We start from the raw sequence: 549 nt of genomic DNA, 5'->3' as shown, positions 1-549 counted from the left end.
CGGCCACCGGCACAAGCCAAGAACCACGCGGCGCCAGCCGCACCGCACCGCAACCACACGCCGCACCGAAGCCACCGGCCAGGCAGCCGGAAGACGACAAACAGCAAAGCGCAGCGCTCAGTGTCGGGGATCGAAGTCGTTCATCAGGCCGCCCGATGCCTTTTTGAGGGCCGCCCACCGCGTGTGACGTGACGCGGTCGTGTGCCACTCGTCGCGCGAGCGGCCCTCGCGCCTCCTCTCACGCAGGCGCCACCCCCGCACCACCAACGCCACCGGAACCCCCAGCACCCCCACCACGCACAGCGCCGCTCCCCCCGTCCGCCACCAGCTCGGCCCGAAGTGGGCCAGGGCGCCCGTGCCGAGCGCGCCCCCCGCGAACCCCGCGAGGAGCGCCATCAGCGCGCCGCAGCAGCAGGCCGTGAGCACGGACACCAGCAACGTGCCCCCCGCCCCCTCCGCGTCCGCGCGCCCATCGGCCCCGGCCGTAGGCGCGACGTCGCGCCCCACGTACCACCCACCCACCACCCCCGCCACAAGCGGCAGCACCCC

General features: G+C 74.7%; 1 protein-coding gene. It reads right to left on the bottom strand.

Features of this window, described 5'->3' with window-relative positions; all coding sequences use genetic code 11:
- Window positions 1-117 precede the first annotated feature (117 nt).
- The coding region (locus tag ACYVOO_RS22010) for a cell division protein PerM (RefSeq protein ID WP_461017395.1) at window positions 118-549 on the bottom strand (432 nt) is incomplete at its 5' end.

The organism is Streptomyces daliensis (genome assembly GCF_054782395.1).
Note: the sequence above shows the minus strand (reverse complement) of the source record. Positions and strands in the feature narration are given on the sequence as shown.